Here is a 14,666-nt window from a genome sequence, read left to right as displayed (position 1 = left end):
GTTCCCTGGCAAATGGCGCCGCTCGGCAAACTGTTGCGCCTGCTACCGAACGCGCTCTACGACCGCGTTTTTGCTCGCGCGCCGCGCAAGCCGCGGGCGAGTGGCTAGCGGCGCCTGGTCGGCTAGCGGATGGATGGGGCTGCTCGCCAGTCGCGGTTGGCTAGTCGACCCGATTCGCTTGCTGAGCGCCCGCCGCGAGCGCTGGTGGCGTGCAGCGGCTATTGTTGCGTGAGTTGATTGTCGGGTATCCTTCAGGCTCGTGCCGGGTCGGCCGCTGCCCAGCTCAATCACCCAAGTTGCCTGCTCCGGTGCTCGAAGCGCGCTTCGGGGGCGGCGTTCGATAGCTGTCGATTCGTCAAACCATGCTCACCACACTTCAGCGTTCCCGGCAGACACTACGGCACTTGACGAGCACCAACTACGGAACGTTTCGTGGCTGGGTGCGTAGCTCTTTGGCTCAACTCGAATGGGTGAGTGGTCGCGTGGAGCGCTTCGTCACCCTTCCGCCGGGGCGCGTCCACCGCTTGGTGTTCGTCTGTCTGGGCAACATCAACCGCAGCGCGTTTGCCGAGGCGGTCACCCGTAGCCGCGGCGTGCGGGTCTGCTCGCTGGGCCTGGCGACCACCACCGGAGCGCCGGCATTCCCGACCGCGATCACCACGGCCCAGCGTTTCGGTATCGACTTGTCGGCGCACCAGGCGACCGATTTCACCGATTTCGGCTACCAGGCGGGCGACCTCCTGCTGGCCATGGAAATCCGCCACGTTCATCGGCTGATGGCCAACGGCATCCCGCCGGAGGCCATCGCCCTGCTGGGCGCGTGGGCCAGTCCGCGCCGGCTGCACCTGCACGATCCGGCATTGACTACGGACGAGTACTTCATGACCTGTTTCGCCCTGATCCATTCGGCCGTGATCAATCTGGTCGGCGACTTGCGTGCCGCCGGCAGCCCTTGTGTGCTGCCATGAACGTGCTGCTGACCTTCGACGTCGAGGTCTGGTGTCGCGGCTGGGACCATCTGGACGAGGCTTTCCCATCGGCCTTCGAGCGCTACGTGTACGGCCGCTCGGCGAAGGGCGAGTATGCCCTGCCGAAGACCCTCGAGATTCTCAACGACAACGGCTTGACCGGGGTGTTCTTCGTCGAGCCGCTCTTCGCGGCACGCTTCGGGCGGCAACATCTGGCGGAGATCGTCGGCTTGATCCGCGATGCCGGGCAGGACGTTCAGTTGCACCTGCATCCCGAGTGGGCCGACGAGGTTTCGCCGCCGATCATTCCCGATCATCGTGTCAAGCGGCAGCACCTTTGTTACTACACGCTCGATGAACAGACGGCTCTCATCGGACATGGCAAACGCCTGCTCCTGGACTCCGGTGCCGGCACGGTCGATGCCTTTCGCGCCGGCAACTACGGCTGCGACCGCAATACTTTCCGGGCCCTGCGGAATAACGGGATTCTCTTCGACAGCAGTCTCAATGCCTGTTACGACATCAGCGGCGGCGATCTGCGCGACGGACCCTGGCGCTTCGTGCCGTCGGAGCTGGAAGGCGTCAGATCGTTTCCGGTTTCGCTGTTCGCGGATGGTTTCGGCAAGACCCGTTTCCTGCAGGTAGGCGGCTGCGGCTTTCGGGAGATGCGGGAAGTGATCGAAAACGCTGCCGCCGCCGGACACCAGGAGTTGATCGTCGTCTCGCACAACTTCGAGCTGCTCAAGGCGAACAGTTCGCGGCCCGATCCCATCGTCGTCCGCCGTTTTGCGAGACTCTGCCGTTATCTTGGCGAGAACCGTTCACGCCTGCCTACGGCACGCTACTCGGAGTGCCAGCTCAGCGACCGCTCGGCTGCCGCCGGTCGCCCGCGGGCGGGACGCCGCGCGACGCTAGGACGTCACGTCGAGCAGTTGTTCCGGCGTTTCTGAACGCGCGAAATGATACTTCCGGTGTCGGGCGGCGGGGCTGCGGCGGGATCGATGGACGTCACGCGTCGGACGGCGGTAGGCGCTCGCTTGCGCTTGATCAGGGTTGCGCTCCCGGCGCGCGCTGTTTGCACCTGCTGGCGGGAGTGGCGAAACGGATGAAGGCGCTGCCAGACGATAGCCGACCGCCATGCATCGTGCTTGGGCTCGAGACCCAGATCGGGCTGTGCGTCGTGCGCGAACTCGGTCGCGCCGGCGTGCGGGTAATCGGCGTGACCCACGAGGCGACGGCGATCGGTTTGCGCTCGCGTTACCTGGCGGAAGGGCTGGTGGTGAGCGAGCCACGCGGCGAAGCGCTGGTCCGGGCGATTCGCGCGCTCGGCGAGCGCTACGGGCCGTGCCCCCTGTTGGCCATTTCGGAAACCAATCTGGGCTGGCTGAGCGGGCGCCGGGATTCCTTTGGGCAGGTCTCGCCGGTTCTCCCCGATCCGGCTGCGCTGCGTACCGTGCTCGACAAGCAAGCAACACTGGCCGCCGCACGGGCCGTCGGGATCCGCACGCCGGTGTCGATCCAGCCACACGAGGGCTGGCGGTTGGACGATCTGCTGGCGCACTGCCGCTTGCCTGCCGTCCTCAAGTGGAGCGATCCGAATGCCGTGGCGCCGCGCCTGGAGGAAAGCGGCTTGCCTCTGCTCAAGGCCGAATACGTCCACCGCCCGGCCGAACTGCAGACGGCCCTCGAGCGCTATTCGGCCATCAGGCAGTGGCCCCTGATCCAGGAGTACTGTCCCGGTTACGGCCTGGGCCAGTTCTTCCTGATGCACGAGGGTAGGGCGCTGCGACGCTTTCAGCATCGGCGCATCGCCGAATGGCCGCCGGAGGGGGGATTTTCCAGCGTATGCGACGGCGTCTCGCTGGACGAGCATGTCGAACTGCAGGAACGGTCGATCGCACTGTTGCAGGCCATCGCTTGGGAAGGCGTGGCGATGGTCGAATACCGTTACGATCCGGCGCGCGGCGAGGCCCGGCTGATGGAGATCAACGGCCGTTTCTGGGGCAGCTTCCCGCTTGCCTACCACTCGGGCGCCGGCTTCGCCCTGCTGAGCTACCGCCAGGCGGCCGGGCTGCCGCTCGATGAACTCGCGCCACCGCGTTCGGATCTGCGTTGCCGGATGGTCGCCACTGAGCTGAAGCGCCTGGTGCGCATCGTTCTGCAACCTGGACGGATCGCCGATCCGGCTTTTCCGGCCGAACCCTGGCGGGAGCTGGGACGTTTCTTCCTGGATTTCCTTCGTCCCAAGGTGCGGTACTACGTCTGGTCGTGGGACGACCCGCGGCCTTTCTTCACCGATCTGCGTAATCTGCTCGGCAAGCTCCGGTCTTGATCCGCCGACATCCGGGATCCGTTCGCCAGTGCTCCGCTACCAGTTGGTCTCCCGTTCTGGCGTCGCCGTGATCTTGTGAATAGACAGATCGGCGCCGTTGTATTCCTGCTCCTGGTCGAGGCGTAGGCCGACAAGGGCTTTCAGTACGCCATAGACGATCATACTGCCGACGAGAGCGACGGCAATCGCCATTCCGGTCATCAGCAACTGCGGCATGAGGGCGACGCCGCCCACACCGCCGAGCGCCTTGCTGCCAAAGATGCCGGCTGCAACGCCGCCCCAGGCACCGCAAAGACCGTGCAGCGGCCAGACGCCGAGGACGTCATCGATCTTCCACCGGTTTTGCGTCAAGGTAAACATCAGGACGAACAAGCCGCCGGCCAGACCTCCGACGACCAGCGCACCAACTGGGTGCATGACGTCGGAGCCGGCACAGACAGCGACGAGACCGGCGAGCGGGCCGTTGTGCACGAAGCCAGGGTCGTTGCGGCCGGCGACCATGGCGACCAGCGTGCCGCCGACCATCGCCATCAGCGAGTTCATGGCCACCAGGCCTGAGATCTTGTCGATCGTCTGAGCGCTCATGACGTTGAAGCCGAACCAGCCTACGGTCAGGATCCAGGCGCCGAGAGCCAGAAAGGGAATGGACGACGGTGGATGGGCCGAGATCCTTCCTTCCTTCGTATAGCGTCCATGCCGGGCGCCGAGCAGAACGACGGCGGGCAGCGCGATCCAGCCGCCCATCGCATGGACGACGACCGATCCGGCGAAATCGTGGAACTCCTCGCCGTAACTGGTCTTGAGCCAGGCCTGGACGCCAAAGGCCTGATTCCACGCGATTCCCTCGAAGAACGGATAGATGAATCCGACGATCAGAAAGGTCGCCGCGAGTTGCGGGTAGAACCTGGCACGCTCGGCGATGCCACCGGAAACGATGGCCGGGATCGCCGCGGCAAAGGTCAGCAGGAAAAAGAACTTGGTCAGTTCGAAGCCGTTCTTCTGAACCAGCGTTTCGGCGCCGGCGAAAAAATTGACGCCGTAAGCGATGCCATAGCCGACAAAGAAGTAGGCGATGGTCGATACCGAAAAGTCGGTCAGAATCTTCACCAGCGCGTTGACCTGGCTCTTCTTGCGGACCGTGCCGAGTTCGAGAAAGGCAAAGCCGGAGTGCATCGCCAGAACCATGATGCCGCCGAGCAAAATGAAGAGAACGTCGCTACCTGACTTGAGTGCTTCCATGGTTCCTCCTGAAATTCGGGTCGGAGCCATCAAGCAATCTTTGGGCCAGATAAAACGATTCCGGCATTTCAGGACTTCCGTTCGCTTGTCGGTTGCTTGGCGCACCAGCGCGGGGCGTTTCTGGTTCGCCGGGCACCACGATGGAGCGTCATGCACCGCCTTGCCGAAAATTCCGGCTATTTTGGTGCGATACCCGGTGGCAGCAGAAGCCACATTTGCCCCTGCTGCTTCATGCGTCCAGCCTGCGCGCCGGCTTGTGCGCCGAAGCCCCAGAACAAGTCGGCGCGCACGACGCCTCGGATGGCGCCGCCGGTGTCCTGCGCCAGTACCAGGCGACGCAGGGGTGTTGCGGAATCCGGATGGCTCGTTGACAGGAAGACCGGGGCGCCAAGCGGGACGTGACGGGGATCGACAGCGATACTGCGTTCGGGAGTCAGCGGAACTCCCAGCGCGCCGGTTGGGCCGTCGTTCTCGTTACCTTTCATCGGCTGTTCGCGGAAGAAAACGTAGCTCGGGTTGGCGTTCAGCAATTCGCTGGCACGGTTTGGATGGGTCCGTACCCATTGCTTGATGCCTTGCATCGACGCCTGCTCGAGGCTCAGTTCGCCGCGCTCGACGAGCAGGCGGCCGATCGACTGGTAGGGGTGACCGTTCTGATCGGCGTAGGCTAGTCGCGTCGTGCTGCCGTCGGCGAGCTTGACTCGTCCGGAGCCCTGCACCTGCAGGAAGAACAGTTCGACCGCGTCGTCGACCCAGAGCAGCGTGCGATCGGTGTAGTCTTTCTCGCGGCTGGCGATCTCCGCACGCGTGAAATAGGGAACGACCTTGTGGCCTTCGAGGCGGCCACGCAGGCGCATGTTCTTGAGCTCCGGCAGCGCACTGCCCAGATCGATAGTCAGCAGGTCGGATGGAACGCCGAGCACCGGCTGCAGATACGGCTTGCCGCGCGTTCGCGAGCCGCGCAGCAGAGGTTCGTAGTAGCCAGTCACCAGGCCACTCGTCGTCCCCTCGGGATTGGTCAGTTGCCAGGTTTGAAGATGCGTCTCGAAATGGCGCCGAATGGTTGCGCTGGAAGGGGTCGCCAGACCCTTGGCCGCCTCGCAAACCGCTTTCCAGTGTGGCCATTGCGGTCGGCTGGCGAGCGCCCGGCACGATTGCAGGAAAGCTGGCCAAGCGGCGGTGAGATCGTCGTCACGCCAGCCGGGAAGCTCGCTCCAACGGGCCGCCTGCCAGGCTTTGGCGGCCGGTGGCGGTGCGCCAGCCGCAGCGCAGCTGGCGCAGGCCGGACAAGCCGGGCAGGCAGCGGTGGGCGCGGGCGCATCGCGCGGCTTGTCAGCGCTACCGCACGCGGTAAGTAGCGCCGCACAAAGGATGGTGGCGAGAAAGCGCCCTGATTGGCTTTTGGACATCGTTTTGGTTACAGTGTCGGGTTCGTCAACCCGCGAAGTATACTGTCCGATGAGCGACATCTTTCGGCAACTTGCCGACATTCTCACTCGCGCCGAACAGTTTCTTGATCGCCTCGAGCCGCTGTTGCCGCCCGCCTCGGCGCTGCCGGATTGGCGTCTGGCCCACGCTTTTCGCTGGCGGACGCGGCACGGCGTCGGTTACCTGCAGCCGATTCCAAAACTGCCCGCCATCCGCCTCGCCGATCTGCGCGACATCGACGATCAGAAAAGACGTCTCGACAACAACACTCGCCGTTTCGTCGCCGGTCAGCCGGCCAACAACGTGTTGCTGACCGGTGCACGGGGGTCGGGAAAATCGTCGCTCATCAAGGCCCTGCTCAACGAATACGCAACGCGGGGCTTGCGCGTCATCGAGGTCGAGAAAGGTGACCTGACCGATCTGCCCGATATCGTGGACTTGATCGACGGCCGACCGGAGCGCTTCATCATTTTTTGCGACGATCTCTCGTTCGATGCTGGCGATGCGCGCTACAAGGCGCTGAAGGTGGTGCTCGACGGATCGATCGCGGCGGCACCCGAGAATGTGCTGATCTACGCCACGTCGAACCGCCGCCATCTGATGCCGGAGTTTTTCGCCGAAAATCTCGAGAGCCGACGTGTCGGCGAAGAGATTCATCCGGGCGAGGCGATCGAGGAGAAGATTTCCCTGTCGGAGCGCTTCGGGCTGTGGATTTCCTTCTACCCCTTCGACCAGGACGCCTATCTCGACATCGTCGCCCATTGGCTGAAGTCCTTTGGATGCCGCCCGGAGGAGATCGCCGCCGCCGAGCGCGAAGCGCTCAACTGGGCGCTTGAACGCGGATCGCGCAGCGGTCGGGTGGCCTGGCAGTTCGCTCGGGACTGGGCCGGGCGACAGCAGGATTCGCCGTCACCGCGAGCGCGGCGGACGCGTAGCCAGGGCCCGCGCGGTGGCGCGCCGGCGACCGCCAAGCGCGCCGCGCGCGGGTCGTGAAGCGCCCCGGGTGGATGACAGCGTGAGTGCCGTGGCGGCGATGCCGCTCACCGAAGTGGCGGCGGCGGTGCTGCTGCGCGACGGCCCGGCAGGGCCGGAATTTCTGCTCGCCCAGCGCCCGGTCGGCAAGGTCTACGCCGGCTACTGGGAGTTCCCCGGCGGCAAGGCCGAACCCGGCGAGACGGCGTACCAGGCGCTTGGCCGCGAACTGCGGGAAGAACTCGGGGTGACCGTCGACCAGGCGTGGCCATGGCTTTGCCGCGAGTTCAGCTATCCACACGCGACGGTTCGCCTCAACTTTTTCCGTGTCACCGCGTGGCACGGCGAGATCGCGCCGCTCGAGCATAGCGCCTTCGCCTGGGTGAAGGTCGGCGAGGCGGCGAGCGTGGCACCGATTTTGCCCGCCAATGGCCCGATCCTGCGTGCCCTGGCCTTACCGGCGCTATACGCACTGAGCCACGCGGAGGCGCATGGCACAGCGGCCGAACTGGCGCGCTGCGGGCAAGCGCTGGCCAACGGGTTGCGCCTGCTCCAGGTGCGCGACAAGACCCTGCCGGCGGCGCAACGCGAACGCTTGGCGGCCGAGGTCGTGGCGCTGGCGCGCCCTTATGCCGGGGCCCGTGTCCTGATCAACGACGATGCCGGACTGGCTCGTGCCGTCGCTGCCGACGGCGTGCATCTGTCGTCGACGCGGCTATGGGAGGTCGACCGACGGCCGGACTTCGCGCTCGCCGCCGCCTCGTGTCACAACGCGGCCGACCTGGCCCGGGCTGCGGCACTCGGCCTGGACTTCGTCGTCCTCGGCCCGGTCTTGCCGACGCCCAGCCATCCCGAGGCAAGCGGCATGGGTTGGGCGGCGTTTTCGCGTCTCAGCCAGACTTCGCCGCTGCCGGTCTACGCGCTCGGCGGCCTGCGGACCGACATGCTCGACACGGCGCGCCGCCACGGCGGGCATGGAATCGGCTTGCTGCGCGGCTGGTGCTGAAGCCCACCAAACGCCAGCGGGCGCGCCTACGCGAGGCTGAGCAACTGGACGCTGCGCGCCGGAACCGTGCTGGTGCGCTCGCGCTGGCAAACGGCGAAGGGCGCCTGAGCGCTGCTGTCGCAGATCTGTAGCCAGGCGCCGTGCGGCAGAAGAAAAGACACCGGGATTTCGTCGCGATTGAACAAGCAAAGCAGCGTCGCGCCAGCGTCCACCTCGGCAGGCGGCGGCGCGAGCAATACCCCGAGTGCATTCAACTTCTTCGATTGCCAGTCGGCAACTCCCATCGTTCGCCCAGCCGGATGCCACCACACGACGTCGGGCGGCCCGCCGGCAATCGCCTCACCGGTCAGCCAGCGGCGCTGTCGCAATTGCCGGAAGCGTCGGCGCAGACCGAGCAGCCCGGCGACGAACTCCATCAAATCCGTGTCGGCCTTTGGCCAGTCGAGCCAGGTCAGTTCATTATCCTGGCAGTAGGCATTGTTGTTGCCGGCTTGGGTACGACCGATTTCGTCGCCGCTCTGCAGCATCGGTACGCCCTGCGCCATCAGCAAGGTCGTCAACAGGGCGCGCTGCAGCCGACGACGCCGTTCGAGAACGGCCGGATCGCTGCTTTCGCCTTCCGCCCCGCAGTTCGAAGAATGGTTGTGGCCGTGCCCGTCGCGATTGCCTTCGCCGTTCAACTCGTTGTGCTTTTTCTGGTAGCTGACCAGATCGCGCAGGGTGAATCCGTCGTGCGCGGTGACGAAGTTGATGCTCGCCTGCGGCGCACGCCCAGCCGCGCGGAAGACTTCGCTCGACCCGGCGAGGCGTTGCGCCAGTTCGGCGACGCCGGCGTGATGGGTCAGCCAGAACGAGCGGACATCGTCGCGAAAGCGGTCGTTCCACTCGCTCCAGCCGGGCAGGAAGCGCCCGAGCCGATAACCGTCAGGTCCGATATCCCATGGTTCGGCAATCAGCTTCACACGTTGCAGCAAAGGATCCTGACGCAGCGCGGCAAGAAACGCGCTGTCGCGCGTCAGGGTGGCGGCGAGATCGAAGCGGAAGCCGTCGACGTGCATCACGCTGACCCAGTAGCGCAAGGCGTCCATGACCAGTTGCAGGACGCGCGGGTGGGCAAGGTTGACCGTGTTGCCGCAGCCGGTGAAGTTCTCGTAGCGCGCCAGGTGGCCCGCTGGCAGGCGGTAGTAGCTCAAGTTGTCGATGCCGCGAAAGGAGAGCGTCGGACCGGTCTCGTCGCTTTCGGCCGTGTGGTTGAAGACGACGTCGAGAATCACTTCCAGGCCGGCGGCGTGCAGCGAGCGAACCATCGTCTTGAACTCGGCGATCACCGATTGTCCGCCGACGCGAGCGGCATAGCGTGGCTCGGGGGCGAAAAAGGCGAGCGAGTTGTAGCCCCAATAGTTTACGCGCCCTTCGTTGGCCAGCCGCTGTTCGTCGAGGAAGTAGTGCACCGGCAACAGGTTGAGCGCCGTCACTCCGAGTCGTCGGTAATGGTCGATCATTGCCGGCGCCGCGAGGCCCGCGTAAGTCCCACGCAGCGCTTGCGGCACCCCAGCGTGCAGACGGCTCACACCCTTGACATGAACCTCGTAGAGTATGGTGTCGGCCCAGGCGATGGCCGGGGCGGCGTCGTTTCCCCAGTCGAACTCTTCGTCGACGACGCAGGCTTTCAGGCAATGTGTCGGATTGTCCGGCGCCGGCCACGAAAATCGGCCGACGACTTCGCGCGCATAGGGATCGAGCAGCAGCCGCCGCGCATCGAAACGGTGCCCATGGCTGTGGCCGTGATGGCCATGCCCGTGGCCGTGCCCATGGCCACGACCCCGGCGATCGCCAGGGCCGTGCACCCGGTAACCGTAGCACAGCCCCGGAGCGGCACCGGCCAGGTAGCCGTGCCAGACCTGATCGCTGCATTCGGGCAGCGCCAGGGTACGCATCTGCCCGTCGTCGAAGAGACACAATTCCACGGCTTCGGCGTGCGCCGAAAAAAGCGCGAAGTTGACTCCACGGCCGTCCCAGTGGGCCCCGAGCGGCCAGGGCCGGCCGCTTTCCAGGCGCCCGCCGCCGCTCACGCCACCCATTCGAGGTACAGTCCGGCGAGCGGCGGCAGCGTCAGGTTGACCGACCATTCGCGACCGTGCGCCGCAACCTGCTCCGCGTATACCGGATCGAATCCGTTACCGACGTTGCTGCCGCCGTAGTACTGCGAATCGGTGTTCAGGCGCTCGATGTAGGCGCCAGGCATCGGTACGCCGATTCGGTAGCCCTGGCGGACGACCGGCGTGAAGTTGCCGACGTAGAGGATGGCACGTGAGCGATCACGCGACCAGCGGACGAAAGCAACGACCGAGCAGTCGGCATCGTCGGCCGCCATCCACTCGAAGCCGGCAGGTTCGAAATCGACCTCGTGCAATGCTGGTTGGCTGCGGTAGAGACCGTTGAGATCGCGAATCAGGTCGCGGATGCCGGAGTGCAGCGGAAAGTCGAGCAGACCCCAGTCGAGCGAAATGTCATGGTTCCACTCGTTCCACTGGCCGATTTCGCCGCCCATGAACAGCAGTTTCTTGCCCGGGTGCGCCCACATGAAGGCGTACAGCGAGCGCAGGTTGGCGAACTTCTGCCAGTAGTCGCCGGCCATCTTGCTGAGCAGCGAGCCCTTGCCGTGCACGACCTCGTCGTGCGACAACGGCAGGACGAAGTTCTCCGTGAAGGCGTACATCATCCCGAAGCTGAGCTGGTTGTGGTGATACTTGCGATGCACGGGATCCTTGGTCATATAGTCGAGGACGTCGTGCATCCAGCCCATGTTCCACTTGTAGTGAAAACCCAGGCCGCCCATCGACGGCGGGCGGCTGACCATCGGCCAGGCGGTCGATTCCTCGGCGTGGGTATCGGCTGCCGGTTGTTCCTGGCCAAGAACTTCGTTCATTCGGCGCAGGAAGGCGACCGCCTCAAGATTCTCGCGGCCGCCATGCACGTTCGGCAGCCATTGTCCTTCCTCCCGGCTGTAGTCGCGGTAGAGCATCGAGGCGACGGCGTCGACACGCAGACCGTCGACGCCGTAGCGCTCGATCCAGAACAGCGCATTGCCGATCAGATAGTTGCTCACCTCGCGGCGACCGAAGTTGTAAATCAGTGTCCCCCAGTCCTGATGCATTCCCTCGCGCGGATCGGCATGCTCGTACAACGCCGTGCCGTCGAAGCGACCGAGACCGTGCTCGTCGGTAGGGAAGTGCGCCGGCACCCAGTCGATGATGACGCGCAGTCCGGCAGCGTGACAGGCGCCGACAAAATCGCGAAAACCGGTCGGGCTACCATGACGGGCCGTGGGCGAGTAGAGCCCCAGCGGCTGATAACCCCACGAACCATCGAAGGGGTGCTCGGAAATCGGCAATAACTCGAGATGCGTGAAGCCCAGGTCGACGGCGTAGGGGATCAGGGTCTCGCTGATCCGCTGCCAATCGGGGAAGCCGCCATCGTCGGCCCGTCGCCACGACGCCAGGTGGACCTCGTAGATGGACATCGGCGCGCCGAGCAAATCACCGGCCGGGATCGATACCGGATCGACCGGCGGCGGTAGCTGGCAGACGATAGAAGCGGTGGACGGCCGCAGTTCAGCCTGAAAGCCGTAGGGATCGGACTTGAGCGGCAGCAGGTAGCCGCCGTGCGAACGGATTTCGTACTTGTAGTGCGCGCCGGCACTCACTCCAGGCAGGAAAATCTCCCAGACGCCGCATTCGCGGCGCAAGCGCATCGGGTGGCGCCGGCCATCCCAGGAATTGAAGTCGCCGACCACGCTGACGCGTTGCGCGTCGGGAGCCCACACGGCGAAGGTTGTACCAGCTACTCCGTCGATTTCGCACAGATGTGCGCCGAGGCGCTCGAAGGGCCTCAGGTGCGAGCCTTCGGCCAGCAACCAGACGTCGATGTCGCCCAGTACCGTGGCAAAGCGGTATGGATCGTCGACTTCCTGCACGCCACTGTCCCATTCAATGCGCAGGCGGTAGGGAAAGCCGATGCGGCGGCGCGGAATCAGCCCTTCGAAGTAGCCTTCCACTCCCTCGACCTCGCGCTTTTCGAGCGTGGCAAGCTGTCGCCCGGTCTTGGCGTCGACCACGCCGACCGAGCGCGCTCCGGGTTGCAGGCTGCGAACCCACAGAAAACCGTCGGCATCGACGTGCATTCCAAGGACGGCGTAGGGGTCGCCGTGTTCTGCCCGGCAAAGGGCGATGATTTCTGCGGTGTCAAGCATTTGAGACGTCCTTACTTAATGAGTGTTCGGATGTTCCAGGTGTCGTTGGCGTAGTCACTGATCGTTCGGTCGGCCGAAAAGGGACCCATTCCGGCGACGTTGAGAATGGCTTTGCGTTGCCACTCGTCGGCGTTCAGATAGAGGGCGTCGACGCGCTTCTGGGTGGCTACGTAGTCGGCGTAGTCGGCGAGCAGCAGATAGTGGTCGCCGTAGTGCAGCAGGCTGTTGAAGATGTCGTGGTAGCGCGGCCTTTCGCCGGGCGAAAAGAAACCGCTGTCGATGCGGTCGAGTGCTTCCTTGAGCGCCGGATCGTCACGGTAGATGTCCATCGGCCGGTGACCAGCCTGTCGTATGGCGTTGACCTGCGCGGTGTTGTTGCCGAAGATGAAGATGTTGTCGGCCCCGACGTTGTCGCGAATCTCTATGTTGGCGCCGTCCTCGGTGCCTATGGTCAACGCGCCGTTGAGCGACAGCTTCATGTTGCCGGTTCCGGACGCTTCCGTACCGGCGGTCGAGATCTGCTCCGAGAGGTTGGCCGCCGGCATGATCAGCTCGGCGACCGAGACGCCGTAGTTGGGAATGAAGACGACTTGCAGCAGTTCGCGTGTTCGTGGATCGTTGTTCACCACCGCCGCGACGTCGTGGATCAGTCGGATGACCTGCTTGGCCATGTGGTACGACGACGCCGCCTTGCCGGCGAAAATCACGCTGCGCGGTGCCAGATCGCTCGCCGACCCGTCGAGCAAGGCGTTGTAACGCGTAATGACGTGCAGCACGTTGAGCAATTGCCGCTTGTATTCATGGATCCGTTTGACCTGCACGTCGAACAGGCTCTCGGGGTCGAGGACGATACCCAGTTCGCGCGCCACGTAGTTGGCCAGGCGCACCTTGTTGTGTCGCTTGGCCGCCGCGAAAGCGTCGCGGAAAGCGGGATCGTCGGCGCTCGCCCGCAGGTTCTGCAGACAATCGAGCTGCAGGCGCCAGTCCTGCCCGGCTAGGCGTTCGTCGAGCAGGGCCGACAGCGCGGGGTTGGCCTGCGCCAGCCAGCGCCGCGGCGTGACGCCGTTGGTCTTGTTATGGAAGCGTTCGGGGTACAGGCGCGCGAAGTCGGCGAAAATCGTCTGTACCATCAGGTCGGAATGCAGTTGCGAAACGCCATTCACCCGGTGGCTGCCGACGATGCACAGGTGCGCCATGCGCACCCGCTTGTCGCGCTCGTGGCCGCCGCCGTCGTCGATCAGCGACACACGACGTATCAGGTCCATGTCTCCGGGATAGAGGCGCAGTACCTCGTCGAGAAACTCCTGGTTGATGCGATAGATGATCAACAGGTGGCGCGGCAGGACGCGCTGGATCAAGCTCACCTTCCAGGTCTCCAGGGCTTCCGGCATCAGCGTGTGGTTGGTGTAGGAGAAAATCCGTCGGCATTGATGCCAGGCATCGTTCCAGCTCATGTCGTGTTCGTCGATCAGCAGGCGCATCAACTCCGCGACGCCGATCGCCGGATGGGTGTCGTTGAGGTGGATCGCAACCTTGTCGGCGAGATTGTCGAAGCTGCCGTTCTCCGCCAGGTGGCGTACCAGAATGTCCTGCATCGACGCGCTGACGAAAAAGTACTCCTGGCGCAGACGAAGCTCGCGCCCGGCTGGCGTACTGTCATTCGGATAGAGAACCCAGGAAATGTTCTCGAAATGATTCTTGAACTCGGCAGCGCGTTGGTAGTCGCCGGTGTTGAAAGCGCCAAGGTCGATTTCCGACGGCGCCGCCGCTTTCCACAGCCGCAAGGTGCTGACCCGCTCGGTTCCGTGTCCGGGAATCACGTAGTCGAAAGCCTTGGCCTCGACCGAGTCGGCGGCGTGCCATTCGGCCCATTCTTCGTGATGTTCGGCGGTCCCGCCGAAGCGCACGGTATAGTGCTTGTTGGCCCGTGGAAATTCCCACGGCGAGCGATCCTGCAGCCAGGCTTCCGGTTTTTCGACCTGCTGCCCGTTGAGGATCGACTGCGCGAACATGCCGTATTCGTAGCGCACGCCATAGCCCCAGGAGGGAAGCCCGAGGGTCGCCATCGAATCGAGGAAGCAGGCCGCCAGTCGGCCCAGGCCACCGTTGCCGAGTGCGGCGTCGGGTTCGCATTCCATCACCTCGTCGAGTGACAGGCCCGGCGCGCTGAACACGGCCGCAGCCGGCTGCCTCAACTGTAGTGCCGACAAGGCGTTGTTCATTGCCCGGCCGATCAGGAATTCCATCGACAGGTAGTAGACTCGTCGCGCCTTCTCCGCGCGGTCGGCGTTCTGCGTATCGACCCAACGCTTGGCCAGTTGCTCGCGTGCCACCAGAGACAGCGCTTGGTAGAAGTCCGCTGTGCTTGCTCTCGATGGCTCGGCAGCCACGGTGCACAGCAGGTTGCGTTCGATCTGGGAGCGCAGCGCCTGGCTTTCGGGCTGCGGTTGGGCGGAATCGGGCATAGGT

General features: G+C 64.6%; 10 protein-coding genes and 1 pseudogene. 6 read left to right on the top strand and 5 right to left on the bottom strand.

Going from position 1 to position 14,666, the window contains the following annotated elements:
• From Q1M07_RS03930 to Q1M07_RS03915, 4 genes and pseudogenes are all read left to right on the top strand, one after another.
• Nucleotides 1-108, top strand: a pseudogene (locus tag Q1M07_RS03930) (short-chain dehydrogenase); the annotation flags it as partial.
• A gap of 254 nt (nucleotides 109-362) precedes the next feature.
• The gene (locus Q1M07_RS03925; RefSeq protein ID WP_300451008.1) at nucleotides 363-968 is read left to right on the top strand and encodes a phosphotyrosine protein phosphatase; all 606 of its coding nucleotides are present in this window, start codon (nucleotides 363-365) and stop codon (nucleotides 966-968) included.
• Nucleotides 965-1,918 (top strand): polysaccharide deacetylase, encoded by a 954-nt coding sequence (locus tag Q1M07_RS03920; RefSeq protein ID WP_300451005.1) that lies wholly within the window; start codon nucleotides 965-967, stop codon nucleotides 1,916-1,918. Before Q1M07_RS03925 ends, Q1M07_RS03920 begins: the two co-directional genes overlap by 4 nt.
• 155 nt (nucleotides 1,919-2,073) lie before the next feature.
• Complete coding sequence (locus Q1M07_RS03915; RefSeq protein ID WP_300451002.1) at nucleotides 2,074-3,300, top strand: carboxylate--amine ligase; 1,227 nt, start codon at nucleotides 2,074-2,076, stop codon at nucleotides 3,298-3,300.
• Between the two features lie 36 nt (nucleotides 3,301-3,336).
• Here Q1M07_RS03915 and Q1M07_RS03910 read toward each other — a convergent pair whose 3' ends face one another.
• Together Q1M07_RS03910 and Q1M07_RS03905 are read right to left on the bottom strand one after the other, a co-directional pair.
• The gene (locus Q1M07_RS03910; protein ID WP_300451000.1) at nucleotides 3,337-4,539 is read right to left on the bottom strand and encodes an ammonium transporter; all 1,203 of its coding nucleotides are present in this window, start codon (nucleotides 4,537-4,539) and stop codon (nucleotides 3,337-3,339) included.
• Between the two features lie 176 nt (nucleotides 4,540-4,715).
• Nucleotides 4,716-5,948, bottom strand: a complete 1,233-nt coding sequence (locus Q1M07_RS03905) for a murein transglycosylase A (RefSeq protein ID WP_300450997.1) — start codon at nucleotides 5,946-5,948, stop codon at nucleotides 4,716-4,718.
• Nucleotides 5,949-5,997: 49 nt separating this feature from the next.
• Between Q1M07_RS03905 and Q1M07_RS03900 the strand changes: the two genes are divergently transcribed.
• Both Q1M07_RS03900 and Q1M07_RS03895 read left to right on the top strand, forming a co-directional pair.
• A complete protein-coding gene (locus Q1M07_RS03900; protein WP_300450995.1) occupies nucleotides 5,998-6,960 on the top strand; it encodes an ATP-binding protein in 963 nt (320 codons plus the stop codon).
• A gap of 10 nt (nucleotides 6,961-6,970) precedes the next feature.
• Nucleotides 6,971-7,945 (top strand): Nudix family hydrolase, encoded by a 975-nt coding sequence (locus tag Q1M07_RS03895; RefSeq protein ID WP_366983920.1) that lies wholly within the window; start codon nucleotides 6,971-6,973, stop codon nucleotides 7,943-7,945.
• A 26-nt stretch (nucleotides 7,946-7,971) separates the two neighbouring features.
• On the opposite strand, the gene glgX is transcribed toward Q1M07_RS03895, so the two are convergent.
• From glgX to Q1M07_RS03880, 3 genes are read right to left on the bottom strand one after another with little or no spacing between them, the layout of a single operon-like run.
• Complete coding sequence (gene glgX, locus Q1M07_RS03890; RefSeq protein WP_300450992.1) at nucleotides 7,972-10,026, bottom strand: glycogen debranching protein GlgX; 2,055 nt, start codon at nucleotides 10,024-10,026, stop codon at nucleotides 7,972-7,974.
• Nucleotides 10,014-12,197 carry a 1,4-alpha-glucan branching protein GlgB gene (glgB, locus tag Q1M07_RS03885; protein ID WP_300450989.1) on the bottom strand — a complete coding sequence of 728 codons (2,184 nt, stop codon included), beginning with the start codon at nucleotides 12,195-12,197 and terminating at the stop codon, nucleotides 10,014-10,016. Before glgB ends, glgX begins: the two co-directional genes overlap by 13 nt.
• A gap of 11 nt (nucleotides 12,198-12,208) precedes the next feature.
• Nucleotides 12,209-14,662, bottom strand: a complete 2,454-nt coding sequence (locus Q1M07_RS03880; RefSeq protein ID WP_300450986.1) for a glycogen/starch/alpha-glucan phosphorylase — start codon at nucleotides 14,660-14,662, stop codon at nucleotides 12,209-12,211.
• Nucleotides 14,663-14,666 lie beyond the last annotated feature (4 nt).

Source organism: Accumulibacter sp., assembly GCF_029255285.1.
GTDB lineage: Bacteria > Pseudomonadota > Gammaproteobacteria > Burkholderiales > Rhodocyclaceae > Accumulibacter.
The sequence above is the reverse complement of the archived record's forward strand: the minus strand, read 5'-3'. Positions and strand labels throughout refer to the sequence as shown.

What these genes read in the sequence shown, in the direction of transcription:
- Q1M07_RS03920 (WP_300451005.1), top strand. Translation starts at nt 965, where the DNA reads ATGAACGTGCTGCTGACCTTCGACGTCGAGGTCTGGTGTCGCGGCTGG.
- Q1M07_RS03915 (WP_300451002.1), top strand. Translation starts at nt 2,074, where the DNA reads ATGAAGGCGCTGCCAGACGATAGCCGACCGCCATGCATCGTGCTTGGG.
- glgB (WP_300450989.1), bottom strand. Translation starts at nt 12,197, where the DNA reads ATGCTTGACACCGCAGAAATCATCGCCCTTTGCCGGGCAGAACACGGC.
- Q1M07_RS03905 (WP_300450997.1), bottom strand. Translation starts at nt 5,948, where the DNA reads ATGTCCAAAAGCCAATCAGGGCGCTTTCTCGCCACCATCCTTTGTGCG.
- glgX (WP_300450992.1), bottom strand. Translation starts at nt 10,026, where the DNA reads ATGGGTGGCGTGAGCGGCGGCGGGCGCCTGGAAAGCGGCCGGCCCTGG.
- Q1M07_RS03925 (WP_300451008.1), top strand. Translation starts at nt 363, where the DNA reads ATGCTCACCACACTTCAGCGTTCCCGGCAGACACTACGGCACTTGACG.
- Q1M07_RS03900 (WP_300450995.1), top strand. Translation starts at nt 5,998, where the DNA reads ATGAGCGACATCTTTCGGCAACTTGCCGACATTCTCACTCGCGCCGAA.
- Q1M07_RS03880 (WP_300450986.1), bottom strand. Translation starts at nt 14,662, where the DNA reads ATGCCCGATTCCGCCCAACCGCAGCCCGAAAGCCAGGCGCTGCGCTCC.
- Q1M07_RS03910 (WP_300451000.1), bottom strand. Translation starts at nt 4,539, where the DNA reads ATGGAAGCACTCAAGTCAGGTAGCGACGTTCTCTTCATTTTGCTCGGC.